Below are 13,556 nucleotides of genomic sequence, written 5' to 3'. Positions count from 1 at the left end.
TCTGCTCATCCGTCAGCCAGTACAGGTCGCTCATCCACGCTCTCCTCACGGAGCCTGAATCAGATCGCGCTTCTCACATCAATGGGTCCTGACCCTAGGGCCGCCCGACCCGCGGCATATTCCTCGCCGCCGTAAACGGAATAGGAACGGGGCCCAATGAGATGGCGCGGACGTCTTGGAATCGATCCTATCTCCAGAATTGAGGCTGGCACGAGCTGCGTCGCAAAAAGGGTCCCATTTGCAACGCTGAAACTGCACATTGCCAGACATCGATGGAATGGCGCAGGTTAGTAATAGTCAGACGGCTTGCCGTCATGTGAAGGGTGCCCGTGAAAATCTTATATGGATGCTTGATTTTAGGCCTCACAGCGTCCGCAGCGTTAGCTGATACGCTTCCCGCAGCTAAAACGCCGGAGGTCCTAAAGGGCGTCCTATCTTGCCTGATGGCGGTTGATAGTCATCAGGTGAATGTCGAGATTCTGAAGAAAGATGGATGGGGCGCAGTGTCAGCTTCCGAGGCTGGAAAGTCGGTAGGGTTGCCGATACCGTTATTATCCAAGGGAAATATTATAATTCTTCATAAGTCGGGCGCAGAAACTCCAATCTGCGCTGTTATGGCGAAAGTACCTAATGTATCCGCCGTTGGTGATATTGCAAATGCGATTGATATCGCGCTAAAAGCAGACCGGAAAATAAAGGATGGTAAGGCCATACCTGCTTATTGGTTCCCCGCAGAACACATTGTTGAACTTGCAACAACAGGCAGCGTCGACGCACTAGGTGTTCGGATCGTCGTGGGATATCGTAAATAATTTACACTCGATAGTTTATTATTAATGACCGGCGCCCGCCAAAATCTACCATCACCTTCGTTCCTGATGCAAAACCAAAAGTTTGGCATCAGGCCTGACAATAGCGCGGCGGGCTCAAGAAGGCTGGAGGCAATCCGCCTTCGTTCAGTTTATCCTAACCCTTCAAGCGCATGTTTTGAGCATGATACGACTTCTCACGATCGTTACCGCGTCTGTAGCCCTCGCGAGCTGCGGCAGCGCGTCTGCACAGTGCGCTATTCGCGATGCGCAAGGCCTCGTTGGGGACCGGTGAGAGGATGGTCGAAAACGTACGCTAAGCATCTTGGCGCTGCTGGTGGAGGCGTAGTGGCCTGAACCGCTCGCGGGGTTTGTCGATCTCGCTCCAGAGATAGTCGCCGGTGAGACCGACATGCTCCCAGCCCAGCGGTGCGACATGGGCGAGCAGTTCGTCGGGCACGTCAACACCGCTGCCGCGCAGATGCCGGACGGCACGGTCGAGATAGACAGTGTTCCAAAGGGTGACGGCCGCGGTGAGAAGGGTCAGCCCGGAGGCACGATGACGCTGGTTCTCGAACGTGCGGTCGCGCAGTTCGCCGAGGCGGTTGAAGAAGATAGCACGGGCAAGCGCGTTGCGGGCCTCACCCTTGTTGAGGATGCTACCGGTACGACGTCGCTGCTCGGGATCATCGAACCAATCGAGCATGAACAGGGTGCGCTCGATCCGTCCGATCTCGCGCAATGCGCGAGCGACCGGGTTTTGACGTGGAAAACCCGCCAGCTTGCGCAGCATGACCGAGGCGCTGACGGTGCCGGCCCGGATCGAGGCGGCAAGCCGCAGTGTCTCGTCCCAGTGCTCCTCAATCGCGCGGACGTTGACCGGGCCGGCGACGAGCGGGCGCAAGATCGGCCAGGGATCGAGCGACGACAGACCGTACAGCCGACGTTCGTTGAGGTCGCGGATGCGCGGCGCGAAGCGGAAGCCGAGCAAATGGCACAAGCCGAAGACATGATCGACCGCCCCGGCGGTATCGGTCGCATGTTCGCGGATCACCAGTTCGCTCTCGTGATCGAGCAGGCCGTCGAGGACATGCGCGGCCTCGCCGGCATTGGCGGCGATGACCTTGGTATGGAACGGCGTGAAGCGGTCGGTGACGTGGGTGTAGAACAGCACGCCGGGTTCGGTGCCGTAGCGGGCGTTGCGATCGGCGCGCGCTTCGCCCTGACCACCGGCGCGGAAGAACTGCCCGTCCGAGGACGATGTGTCGCCCGGTCCCCAGACCTGGGCGAGCGGGTGCGCGGTGTGGCAGTCGACGATCGCCGCCAGCGCCGACAGGTACGTTTCATCGCGCACATGCCATTCCGCAGTCCAGCGCAGGCGTGACAATGTCAGCCCACGCGAGCTTTCCGCCATGCGCCCGAGGCCGAGATTGGTCGCATCGGCGAGGATCGCCCCCATCAGCGCGGACTGGTCAGAGGCCGGCTCGCCACTGCGGGCATGAACGAAACGGTCGGCAAAGCGCGACCATGCGGCGACTTCCACCAGCAGGTTGGTGATCCGCACACGCGGCAGCATGGCATAGAGCCGGGCCTTCAGCGCCTCGGCATCCTCGGACGGGGATCGCCGGATCGGCGAGATCAGCAACTGCCCGCGCTCGATCGTCACGTCGACCAGCTCGCCTGTCGCGGCTGCGCGCTCCACCTCGGTCATGCGCCGGGTCATCACCGTGCGCCGATCCTCATGCCATTCGGCGAAGCCGGACGGTACGGCCAAGCGCAAATTGCCATCGGTACGCATCGTGTCGAACGCGGGCACCGGCAGCAGGTAATCGTCCAGCGTGCGATAGGCCCGGCTGCCGTCCACCCAGACGCTACCCGAGCCAAGTCGCTCGCGCAGGTGGACGATCACCGCGATCTCATAGGCGCGCCGGTCGATCGTCCCTTCGGCCGGCTCCACGATTTTGCGCCAGCGCGGCTTGATGAAGCTTGTCGGCGCCCGCTTCGGCAGGACCGATCGGCCGTCGCGGTACATCGTCCGCAGCACCTCGATTGCGCCGAGTAGCGGATCACCTGACCGCGCCGTGCGAAAGGTGAAGGCGGCGAGGAAGATCGCGGCAAACCGCCGCACGGCGGGATAACGCTCGACCACTTCCCCCAGGCCGTCATCGGCCGAGCGCGTCAGATCCTCGGCGAAACGGATGCTGCGTTCGAGCTGATCCCAGCCCACCTTGGCGTCGATCACGCGAAAGGCGTCGCGTCCGCTCGCGCGTGCATCGACCAGCAGGCGGCCGAGCCGGGCATGTAAGCGCGCCGTGTCTTTCAGCATCCGTGCCTGCCCGAGCAGCCGGTCGGACCGGGTACGATCGGCGCGGCGGAACAGCGCGCCCACCATCTTCTCGACCATGACCAGTGCGGCGTCGGTCAATGCCGCCTCCATCTCGATCATGGAGGCGACCAGCATCGCGAGCCGGCGCGGACGTTCGAGACGCCGGAGGTGCTGCGCGGTGACGATACCGGCGGTCCGGGCGATGACGGCATAGCGGGCGGCATGGATACGTCGTGCCCGATCGGTTGCGATCCCGATGCCGCGCACCGCGTCGAGCCGTTCGACGATCCCCTTCAGGTTCGACGCCGATGGCGCTTCCGGCCATTCGCGTATCCATCCGAGCCGGGTACGACCTTTGTCGTCGGATGCGATCAGGCGTTCGAGCGCTGTCTCCTGTTCGCTTGAGCAGTCGCGGATCAGTCCGGCATGCGCAGCCTTGCGTGCCTGCGCCCGCACGATGAGGGCGAGCCGTTCCAGCGTCGATGCCGCGGGCAGCACGATCCGGTCGAGCCGCAGGCGATCGACCATGCCTGCGACGATCGCGTCGCCCCGGTCGGTCGAGGTGGCGATCTCCGATCCCAGCGCCAGCACCGATCTCACGTCGATCCGGTTGAAGGAGCGCAGACCAAGATACGCTTCGACCTCGGCACGATGCTCGCGCAGCGTCGTCGCTCGCGCGGAATAGTCGGCGAAGTCGTCGATACGGCAACCGATCTGGTCGGCGAGGAGCGCCAGCATGGCGGCAGGCACCGTCTCACCCGGCAGCAGGCTCCGTCCCGGGTGACGCAGATAGCAGAGCTGCACCGCATAGCCGAGCCGGTTCGGTCCGCGCCGGCGCCGCGCCACCTGTCCAAGGTCATCGGGGCCGAGCGTATAGAGTCGTTCGATCGTTGCCCGATCGGCAGGCGGATCGAAGATCGCGCTACGCTGCGCGGGCGACAATATGGTCCTGGAGGGCATCGGCTTCCTGTTCGTCACGCAACAGGCAAGCGGCCCTGTTCACGGAGCATAGACCACAATACGGGTTATGTGACATTAGAGAGATCGATCGACGGGCAATGCCGCTCTGTCACGCAGACGGACGTATATGTGACGACGCAGATCGGTTACGCGCGGGTGTCCAAGGCAGACGGCAGCCAGGTCTATGACCTTCAGCGCGATGCGCTGGTCGGAGCGGGGGTCGATCCCGACCATATCTATGAGGATGCGGCATCGGGCCGGCTCGACAAGCGGCCGGGGCTGGACGCCTGCCTGAAAGCGCTGCGTCGCGACGACACGCTCGTCATCTGGAAGCTCGACCGGCTCGGGCGCGATCTTCGCCACCTCGTCAACACGGTCGGCGACCTGACCAAGCGCGGGATCGGCCTCAAGGTGCTGGCGGGCGAGGGCGCATCGATCGACACCACAACGGCCAACGGTCGGCTGATCTTCGCGATCTTCGCCGGCCTCGCGGAGTTCGAACGAGAGCTGATTGTCGAGCGTACCCGTGCCGGCCTCGCCTCTGCCCGCGCCCGTGGGCGTCACGGCGGGCGCCCCTTCAAGATGACGCCTGCCGAGCTGCGGCTCGCACAGGCCGCGATGGGTAAGCCCGAGACGAAGGTTGCTGAGTTGTGCGCCGAACTCGGGATCACGCGGCAGACGCTCTATCGTCACGTCACGCCTAATGGGCAGATCAGACCCGATGGCGAGAAGCTGCTTGCCATGCGTGCGAGGTGATTTCGCTAAACTATGAAGCGGTCGTCGCCCTCTCAGCCGACATTCACGGTGGTCAATTTCAGCGCTGACTGTTCGAACCGACGGCTTGGACGCGTGCCAACTCCTCAAGGAGACCAATATAGTTCCGGTCTTGCGCGTTTACGTCCTCGAGCCACGCCCGTCGTGTCTCGGCCAGAATAACGGCGCTCCCTCCGCCGCGCTCCTCGGCCGCTCGAAAAGGTGAGAAACTGGTCTGAATGATTGTCCGGAGGGCCTCCTGCTGACGCCCAAAGGCGAACACTGCATCCCGAGCAGTGGCGACCAGACTGTCCGTCCGGTTCGCTTGTGCTGCTCTCAAAGAAAGGCGCGCCCTAGCGAGTATATCCGAACCCGGTTCACGCTGCTTCTCCCATCGCGATTGAAGTTCGGTGAAATTTGCCGCAAGCGCCGGGTCATCGATTTTGCGCGTTCTGGCCAAACATTCTGAAAAGCGCCACAGCGTTTCCTTGTCACTAGGATCGCAATCCATCTTTCGCATGGCAAGCGTGAGCACGGCTTCGGTATAGACTTGAGCAGGACGTGTTCCGTCGTTGCAACCCCACCAACTTGCCGCTTTGTCGGGGCTGGCCTCTAGAAACCCGCTCCAGCAATGTACCACGACATTCGGATTCGACCGTGTGCTGCTCTTAGCTGGCGGTGCATAGGCCGCGGTTTCCAAGCCTGCGACCTGTTCCCATTCGCCTGCCGACAGGTCGTAGGCTTGCCCGCTCCAGCCACGATATTGTGCTCGGAGGGTCAGGCGCCCATCCGCGTGGCGTTCGAGTTCGATACCGGGGATCGGTAGCATACCATAGGGATCGACAGGCAAGACCCGGCGCACGTCACGACCACCGAAGGTCATCTCATCGAGCGGAATGAAGCCGGACGCAGCCATGCGTTGATGCACCAACCTTTCTTCCGAGGACTGAGCCAGCGCAGCACCAGATAGCAGCAGCGCAGCTGGTAAGGCGGCAAGAATCCGACGAAAAAATCTCATCCATACACCTCGAAATGATGGCTCCCCTGCCTCGAGGTTGAGCAGCTATGCTCCCCCTCAGACAGAAACATGCTCGGCAGCAGACCGTCCGCCCACGGATCATAATAGCAAGACGAGGATTTCGACAATCTACCGCGCCTGGTCAGACGAGCTGTTCGGCTTAGCGTACGTTTTCGGCTACTTTCTCACCGGACCCCAACTCGAAGCACTGCACAGCGCCGGGTGCGAACGAACCTTTTCAGATAAGGCAAGCGGGGCAAAAGCCGATCGCGCCGGGTTGGCCGACGCTCTCTCCCATGCACGCACCGGCGACATACTCGTTGTGTGGAAGCTCGACCGGCTCGGCCGTACCATAAAGGGGCTGATCGATCTCTCGGCCGATCTGGCGGCGAGGGGGATCGGGCTAAGATCGATTACAGACGGGATCGATACCGCAGGCACAGCTGGGAAACTCGTTTTTCATATCATGGCGGCGATGGCCGAGATGGAGCGTGACTTGGTACGTGAGCGTACGACGGCTGCGTTGATCGTCGCTCGGCGTGAGGGCAGGGTAGGTGGCCGGAAGACAGTAATGACACCCAAACGCATCGAGGCCGCGCGGAAACTTTTGTCCTCTGGAATGACTGCTCGCGAAATAGCTCCAACCATCGGCGTCTCGCTCGCGACGCTATACCGCCATTTGCCGGCACCAGAACAAGAGGCAATTAGCGCGGAACAGAATGTCGCTTAGAAGCATGCAGCCGATCTACACGCACGATGAATGGCTGGCTCCCAGTTTCCTAGGAAGCCAGCCTCTAGATTATTCCGCTGCTGCTTCTTCGGCCTTCCGCTTGCGCGGAGCCGAAGCGGGCTTTGCGTCTGCCTTGGCTACATTCGTCTGGCCAGGCTTGCGACCGAGCCCAATGCTCTTGGCCATCGTGCGACGTGCTTCCGAATAGGTAGGAGCGACCATGGGGTAATCGACCTTCAGGCCATAACGCTCGCGATACTCCACAGGCGTCATGCCGTTAGTCGCGAGGTGGCGGCGCAGCGTCTTGTAGGGCTTGCCATCGATCATGCTGATGATGTGATCGGGGCTGGCAAGCGACTTACGCGCCGTCACTGCCGGGGTGTACTCTTGAGCAGATGCTTCGGGCTCAGCAGCCGTCGCGTGTCCGCCAACCAGCACCGAAACAGTTTCGTACATTTTGTTCAGGAAGGCCGGAACGTCGTCAGCGTTGGTACGCGTGTTAGGATTGGCCAACCAAGCGATTGTCAATTCCGTGGCGAGTTCAACGGGGTTCAGGTCGAGGGTAGTGTCGGACATAGAAGTCTCCATTTCTGGACGCGCATCTAGGTACTTTATTGCTCGCTAGCAATCTCAGGTCGCGCTCGACCATCTGTTTGATATCGACACATCAACTGAACCCGAGAATACGCTTTCCCAAATACCATCCGAGACGTTGGCAAATTTGCTCCTTTGCAGACGCCGACGCCAGCGACCGTTTGAACCTTGCCGGGTCTGCCTCAAACTTTTAATTGAATATGATTGATCAAGCTCTCATGCGCGAAGCGGTTGACACTCTAGTCGTATCCGTCGCGGGGCCTAGGGTCAGGACTCATTGGTCATAGCCAGAAGATGACGGTGGCCGCGAGCGCGACGGCAGAGAAGAAGACGGTTGGGCAGCGGTCGTAGCGAGTGGCGACGCGACGCCAATCCTTCAGACGGCCGAACATGATCTCGATGCGGCTGCGGCGCCGGTAGCGGCGCTTGTCGTATCTGACCGGCTCGTTGCGCGATCTGCGGCCCGGGATGCAGGGCTGGATGCCCTTGGCTTCCAGGGCGTCCCTGAACCAATCGGCGTCATAACCACGGTCGCCAAGCAGCCACTGCGCTTTCGGCAGATCGTCGAGCAAGGCTGCCGCGCCGGTGTAGTCGCTGACCTGCCCGGCGGTCATGAAGAAGCTCAAGGGCCGCCCATCCGCATCGCTGACGGCGTGCAGTTTGGTGTTCATGCCGCCCTTCGTGCGGCCGATCAGGCGGCCGAGACCCCCTTTTTTACCCGCAGACTCGATGCCGTGCGGTGTGCCTTCAGGTAGGTCGCGTCGATCATGACCGTTTTCGGTACGGCTTCCGCTGCCGCGAGCCCCTCCATCATGCGCAAGAAGACACCCCTCTCGCCCCACCGCTTCCAGTGATTGTAGAGCGTCTTGTGCGGCCCATAGTCCTTCGGCGCATCACACCAGCGTAGCCCGTTGCGATTGACGAAAACGATGCCACTGAGCACCCGCCGATCATCGACCCGAGGCTTGCCATGGCTCTTGGGAAAGAACGGTTGCAGACGCGCCATCTGCTCATCCGTCAGCCAGTACAGGTCGCTCATCCACGCTCTCCTCACGGAGCCTGAATCAGATTGCGCCTCTCACATCAATGGGTCCTGACCCTAAGCACCGGCAAGGCCGCGCGGGAGACCCAAAGCACCAGTTTGTCGCAAAGTCCTGATTACGTCCGGGTTTTCCTCACAATCTGACCGCTGAGCGACGCTGATGGAAAGGGAACCGGAACGACAGTCTTCGGGGAGGCGGGTGGCATAGCCGCCATTGCGGGACTGCCGCGTTTCTTAAAAGTGATGGTATTTCGGGAATCGCCTAGGTTGGCGATGATAGCCAATGTCAGGCTACAGTCTTGAGCGCCGTAGCGAACCGTCGCCGATAATCGGAAGGAGATAAGCCGACAATGCGATGGAATACTTTACGAAAGGCACTAGGGTCGGTGTAGCCCACATCCCAGCCGATTTGGTCGATAGCAAGCCTCGTACCCCGCAGCTTTGTCTTGGCGTTCGATACTCGCAGGCGTTGCCAGTATTCGGTCGTGGTATAGCCGGTCGCTTTTTGAAAGCGGCGTAGAAGTGTTCTTTCCTCAAGGCTGGCTTGAGCTGCAAGCGTTGCCACGTCGACGGTTTTGCCCTCACTATCCTCTAAAAATTCCTGTACCTTCAGTATGGCTTCATCCTTGTGGCCAACGTGGGGACTGAAGCCGCTGTAATAGCTCTGCTCGCGTCCGGGCGGATCAATGAGGAAGCCACGGGCCACTTCTATCATCACGGCATCTCCCATGAACCGCGCGATGATCGTCAAGCAAAGATCGGTCCAGGCCATGACGCCCCCGGCCGTGATGATGTCACCATCGTCGATGACGATCCGGTCGGTTTCGACCCGCGCCAAAGGGAAGCGGCTTCGAAAGCGATCTTCGTAGGTCCAGTGCGTCGTGACGGTTCGGTTGTCAAACAAGCCGGTATCGCCAAGCACGAATGCACCTGAGCAGATGGAGGCCAGCACGGCGCCCTCGGCGTGCCGTTCGAGCAACCAGCTCTTTATATCTGGATCCCTGTCATCATGCGGGCCATCCAACGCCGGTGGCAAAATGCACATCGATGGATCAGTGCTACATGACGCCGAGGAATAAACGCGCTCCAACCGGCCCGTTGCCTTCGCTGCAGCCCAGTGACTGACCACTAGCCTGGATCTGTGCGCTTGCGCCGGCAACGCAGCGGCAATGCGATCGGCGGCAATCAGGAGATCCGTCATGCCCAAAATCGCTGCTTGCTGGGCTCCACGATAGGCAAGGAGAGCAATTTCCATCATGTCATTTCTAACCCGGTTTTTGTCGCTGTCGCCACTCATATAGGCCTGATCATCCTGTTAGACAGGCTCCATACTCAACGGGAGCAATGTTGTGGCCAAACGAGCCCTGATCGTAGTCGATCTGCAGAACGAATATGAAGCCAGTGGTAAGCTGCCGCTGGAGAATCTGGATCAAGCCGTCGCGAATGCGAAGCGTGTCCTTACCGCCGCGCGTGACGGCGAGGAAATGATCGTTCACATTCGTCACGAGACACCGAATTTGGACGCGGTACCTTTTGCGATCGGTACGAGCGGCACCGAAATCATCGCGGCAGTAGCGCCCGTCGATGGTGAAACAACGCTCACCAAGCACTACCCCAACGCCTTTCGCGACACGGGGCTGAAGGCGCTGCTCGATGACGCGAGCGTGCAGGAGGTGATCATCGTCGGCGCGATGAGCCACATGTGCATCGATGCGACGGCTCGCGCAGCGTTCGACTTCGGTTATGCCGTGACCGTCATTGATGATGCCTGTGCCACGCGCGCCTTGTCGATCAACGGCGTCGAGGTCCCTGCGGACCATGTTCATGCCGCCTTCATGGCCGCACTCGCCTTTGCCTACGGTCAGGTAGTCTCCACCGCCGACTTCCTTCCTGCCTGAGCTGGAGCATTACTATGACATCGGAAACTCTGTCCGGCCTCTCTCGCCGCCAGCTTCTGGCAGCCGGTGGTGCCGCTGCCGTTACCCTCAGCGTTGCCCCTTCGCTCAAGGCAGCGCCGTTGCCTGCGCCAAGCACCGGGAACTCGATAGTCCAGATCCGGAACGCGACAATTCGCGTCAACTATGCCGGGGTGCGGTTCCTGGTTGATCCCATGTTTGCGGATCCAGGGGCCTATCCGGGCTTCCCTGGTTCAGCGATGAGCCATCTGCGCAATCCGCTCGTTCCTTTGCCAGTTGCAGTTGCAGACCTTGTCGATGCCGACGCTGTTATAGTTACCCATACGCATATCGACCACTGGGACGACGCCGCGCAGAAGGCACTGCCGAAGGCGATGCCAATCTTCGTTCAGAACGCAACGGACGCTGCCACCATTCGGGGGCAGGGCTTTTCTGATGTGCGGATTATGACGACGGATACGCGCTTCAAGGGTGTTCAACTTGCCCGGACAGGTGGGCATCATGGCGGAGACGCTGTGTTGCGCGCAGTGCCAACGCTCGATCCCGTCAGCGGCGTTGTCTTTCGTCACCAATCGCATAAGTCGGTTTACGTCGTGGGGGACACTATTTGGGATGCAGCCGTGGCGCAGGCGGTCGAGACTTACAAACCCGACGTCATCGTCCTCAACGCGGGGTATGCCCAATGGGTTGATCTGGGGCCGATACTGATGGGTCCACAAGGGGTATCATCCGTCCATCGCGCGGCACCGACCGCTCAGCTCGTCGCGACGCATATGGAAGCAATCAATCACTGTGTCCTTAGTCGGGCCGATCTCGCAGCCTTTGCTAAAAAGGAAGGCTTCGCTCAGCGGCTACTTATCCCCGCCGACGGCGAGAATATTTCGATCTAAGCAAGGCGCCGTGGGCCAACAACGGTGATGCTGCCCCACGGCGTCAGCAACGGCTTGACATGCGGCTAGCGGATTAGTCCTTGATGTCAGCAAGGAGATGGGGATGAAAATCGGGCTTTTCGTATCAGCTTTTGGGATGGCAGTCGCTACTCCCGCGTACGCTGAGCCTACCCGTGTGGTGGTTCGGGTATTGAGTCAGGACGGCAAGTTTGTCGGCGATCATACTGGCGGTGCGCGCATCACCCTCCGCGACGCCAAGTCCGGTAAAACGCTGGCTCAAGGCATTACGAAGGGCGGCACCGGGAACACCGACCGGATCATGCGAGCGACCGGTCGCTCTCCACTGTTGCAAACCGACGGCGCGGCAACCTTTGATACGATTGTCGACATTGCAGAGCCAACTCTAGTCGATCTCGAGGTGGCTGGACCACTTGGGCGGCTTGGGTCGCTCCTCCAGGTAAAGTCTCAACGATGGATGGTGCCAGGCCAGGCAATCGATATCGGCAATGGCTGGATGGTCGAACTGCCTGGGCTGGCGATTACCCCGACCGCAATGCGCAGCGGCAGTGCCGTGGTGGTTCAAGCTAAGGTCGAGTTGATGTGCGGATGCCCAATCACCCCGGGGGGAGAATGGGATGCATCGGAGTATGTGGTAACAGCATCCGTCTGGTCGGCCGGCAAGAAACTGGTGACAACATCGCTGCCGTTTACGGAATCTCCCGGCGTATTCACCGGCTCAATCGACGTACCATCGTCCACCCCGACGCAGATTTACGTCAGCGCCATCAATACTAAAACCGGAAACTCCGGAATGGTTCTAATACCCAATTTTCAGCGTGACGAACCTCGCAGTGATATAGAGTAGCCGACACTTTATAATTCTTAAGAAGATCTTTAAAAAGGCTTTATTCCCGGTTCAGCTCCCCCATTGGATTAGATGATTAGTAAAGCATGAAAACCTTACTGACATCATCGCGCCGGGTTGCTAGGCTTTAAAAATGCTCTCGATCTTTATCTACGGCGGTGCAGCTATCGCGGAAATTGCCGGTTGCTTCGCCTTTTGGGCGTGGCTTCGCATGTCGAAGTCACCGTTCTGGCTTATTCCCGGCTGCCTCTCGTTGGTGATTTTTGCCTATCTTCTGACCCGCGTTGATAGCGCTGCTGCGGGACGTTCCTATGCCGCCTATGGCGGCATCTACATCACCTTTGCAGTTTTATGGCTCTGGGGAGCGGAAGGTGTCAGGCCTGACCGCTGGGATTTGGTTGGCACGGCACTCTGCATTCTAGGTACCGGCGTAATCTTCTTTGGACCCCACCGCGCTTAGCGGTCTGCATTCCCGACTGAGAGGGTCAACCAAGCCGCCCAGATGGGACAGGCACAAGGCCCCGCCACCTCCGCGCGACGGTCCCAAGATCTATTGCTGCTAGCGCTTCCCGAATGAGAAATAGCAACGAAGATGAGGAATTACAGGATCTGATGTGTCAGCACCGTTATGCTGGAGGCCAGCAGGTAAGGCCACTAACGTTTACTGCAAATGGCTGGTCAAGCCGACGCTGCGTCTGCGGCGGATGACCAAAGTTGCGTAGGAATGCGCACCGCATGCGCTCCGCATCTGCGAACCCGACAAGCAGCGCGACGGTTCCGACCGGTTCATTCCCGTCGCGGAGACGGATGCGTGCGGCTTCGCAGCGCAGACGTTCGATCGCACGTGCAGGTGATTCACCCGTCTCCTTCCGAAACAGGCGAGTGAATTGACGAACACTAAGGCAGGAAGCCTCAGCAAGCCGATCGACTGATAACGGTTCTGAGAGGTGGTCGCGTGCGTAGGTTAGCGCCTTGCGGATGCGGTCGGTCCGCGGCTCCATCTGGGAGATTGCCGCGTACTGCGATTGTCCACCTGGTCGCCGGTGATACACGACGAGCTCGCGTGATACCGATTTGGCTATTTCTGCGCCGTGATCGACTTCAATGCGTGCCAGCATCAAGTCAATACCAGCGGTCATGCCCGCTGACGTCCAGATCGCACCATCGTTGATGAAAATCCGGTCTGCATCGACCGTCACTCTAGGATATCGATCCTGCAGTCTTTGCGCGAACTGCCAGTGCGTTGTCGCTCGTTTGCCGTCCAGATAGCCCGCAGCGGCAAGTAGGAACGCACCGGTGCAAATGCTTGCGATGCTCGAGGCTTCGGCAGATGCACGCTGAATACCTGCAATGTTGTCAGGTTCCAGCATCGGTTCGATCATGCCCCCCACCACCACGACCGTCTCGACCGGGGACGACCCCGCGAGACGTGCCGCCAGGCTGAGCCCCGCATCACCCAAAACAGTATCGCCGTCTTTGGAGATGAGTTCGATCCGGTAATACTCTGCACCAAGCAAACGGTTTGCCGCAGTCAGAGCCGCCGTTGGCCCGGCCAGATCCAGAAGTTGAAAGCCTTCGCACAGGTAGAAAGCGAACGGCGCTGACATCGTACCTCCTCATGAACCAAGCCAACTCACCTCCTAGGCAAGTTGC

General features: G+C 60.0%; 13 protein-coding genes. 7 read left to right on the top strand and 6 right to left on the bottom strand.

The features are described from left to right. Window positions 1-329 precede the first annotated feature (329 nt). Window positions 330-812 carry a hypothetical protein gene (locus IFT71_RS19775; RefSeq protein ID WP_192143112.1) on the top strand — a complete coding sequence of 161 codons (483 nt, stop codon included), beginning with the start codon at window positions 330-332 and terminating at the stop codon, window positions 810-812. A gap of 313 nt (window positions 813-1,125) precedes the next feature. Here the strand turns inward: IFT71_RS19775 and IFT71_RS19770 are convergent, their stop codons facing one another. After that, a complete protein-coding gene (locus IFT71_RS19770; protein ID WP_192143110.1) occupies window positions 1,126-4,095 on the bottom strand; it encodes a Tn3 family transposase in 2,970 nt (989 codons plus the stop codon). A 129-nt stretch (window positions 4,096-4,224) separates the two neighbouring features. Between IFT71_RS19770 and IFT71_RS19765 the strand changes: the two genes are divergently transcribed. After that, window positions 4,225-4,851 carry a recombinase family protein gene (locus IFT71_RS19765; RefSeq protein ID WP_192143108.1) on the top strand — a complete coding sequence of 209 codons (627 nt, stop codon included), beginning with the start codon at window positions 4,225-4,227 and terminating at the stop codon, window positions 4,849-4,851. 58 nt (window positions 4,852-4,909) lie between these two features. Here the strand turns inward: IFT71_RS19765 and IFT71_RS19760 are convergent, their stop codons facing one another. After that, window positions 4,910-5,866 carry a hypothetical protein gene (locus IFT71_RS19760; RefSeq protein ID WP_192143106.1) on the bottom strand — a complete coding sequence of 319 codons (957 nt, stop codon included), beginning with the start codon at window positions 5,864-5,866 and terminating at the stop codon, window positions 4,910-4,912. 151 nt (window positions 5,867-6,017) lie between these two features. On the opposite strand from IFT71_RS19760, the gene IFT71_RS19755 reads away from it, so the two are divergent. After that, on the top strand, window positions 6,018-6,596 hold the full coding sequence (locus IFT71_RS19755) for a recombinase family protein (protein ID WP_192071808.1): 579 nt from the start codon (window positions 6,018-6,020) through the stop codon (window positions 6,594-6,596). Window positions 6,597-6,665: 69 nt separating this feature from the next. Here the strand turns inward: IFT71_RS19755 and IFT71_RS19750 are convergent, their stop codons facing one another. The 3 genes from IFT71_RS19750 to IFT71_RS19740 form a co-directional block, all read right to left on the bottom strand. Continuing rightward, window positions 6,666-7,172 (bottom strand): MucR family transcriptional regulator, encoded by a 507-nt coding sequence (locus tag IFT71_RS19750; RefSeq protein WP_192071799.1) that lies wholly within the window; start codon window positions 7,170-7,172, stop codon window positions 6,666-6,668. 299 nt (window positions 7,173-7,471) lie between these two features. Next, a protein-coding gene (locus tag IFT71_RS19745) for an IS5 family transposase (RefSeq protein ID WP_192143104.1) occupies window positions 7,472-8,229 on the bottom strand; the annotation gives its coding sequence in 2 pieces (ribosomal slippage) (window positions 7,472-7,908 and window positions 7,908-8,229; 759 coding nt in all). 289 nt (window positions 8,230-8,518) lie between these two features. Beyond that, window positions 8,519-9,529, bottom strand: a complete 1,011-nt coding sequence (locus tag IFT71_RS19740; protein WP_244651716.1) for a GlxA family transcriptional regulator — start codon at window positions 9,527-9,529, stop codon at window positions 8,519-8,521. Between the two features lie 52 nt (window positions 9,530-9,581). Here IFT71_RS19740 and IFT71_RS19735 point away from each other — a divergent pair, with 52 nt between their 5' ends. The 4 genes from IFT71_RS19735 to IFT71_RS19720 all read left to right on the top strand — a co-directional run bounded on the left by IFT71_RS19735 (window position 9,582) and on the right by IFT71_RS19720 (window position 12,363). Beyond that, the gene (locus tag IFT71_RS19735; RefSeq protein ID WP_192003458.1) at window positions 9,582-10,130 is read left to right on the top strand and encodes an isochorismatase family protein; all 549 of its coding nucleotides are present in this window, start codon (window positions 9,582-9,584) and stop codon (window positions 10,128-10,130) included. A 14-nt stretch (window positions 10,131-10,144) separates the two neighbouring features. Further along, on the top strand, window positions 10,145-11,038 hold the full coding sequence (locus IFT71_RS19730) for an MBL fold metallo-hydrolase (protein WP_192143102.1): 894 nt from the start codon (window positions 10,145-10,147) through the stop codon (window positions 11,036-11,038). 103 nt (window positions 11,039-11,141) lie between these two features. Further along, on the top strand, window positions 11,142-11,903 hold the full coding sequence (locus IFT71_RS19725) for a hypothetical protein (protein ID WP_192143100.1): 762 nt from the start codon (window positions 11,142-11,144) through the stop codon (window positions 11,901-11,903). A 133-nt stretch (window positions 11,904-12,036) separates the two neighbouring features. Next, entirely contained in the window at window positions 12,037-12,363 is a 327-nt protein-coding gene (locus tag IFT71_RS19720) for a YnfA family protein (RefSeq protein WP_192071796.1), read from the top strand. Window positions 12,364-12,529: 166 nt separating this feature from the next. Here IFT71_RS19720 and IFT71_RS19715 read toward each other — a convergent pair whose 3' ends face one another. Then, window positions 12,530-13,510, bottom strand: a complete 981-nt coding sequence (locus tag IFT71_RS19715; protein ID WP_192003462.1) for a GlxA family transcriptional regulator — start codon at window positions 13,508-13,510, stop codon at window positions 12,530-12,532. Window positions 13,511-13,556: the final 46 nt, after the last annotated feature.

Source organism: Sphingomonas sp. CFBP 13733 (assembly GCF_014841795.1).
Taxonomy (GTDB): Bacteria; Pseudomonadota; Alphaproteobacteria; order Sphingomonadales; family Sphingomonadaceae; genus Sphingomonas; species Sphingomonas aerolata.
This window is presented reverse-complemented; position numbering and strand designations above follow the sequence as displayed.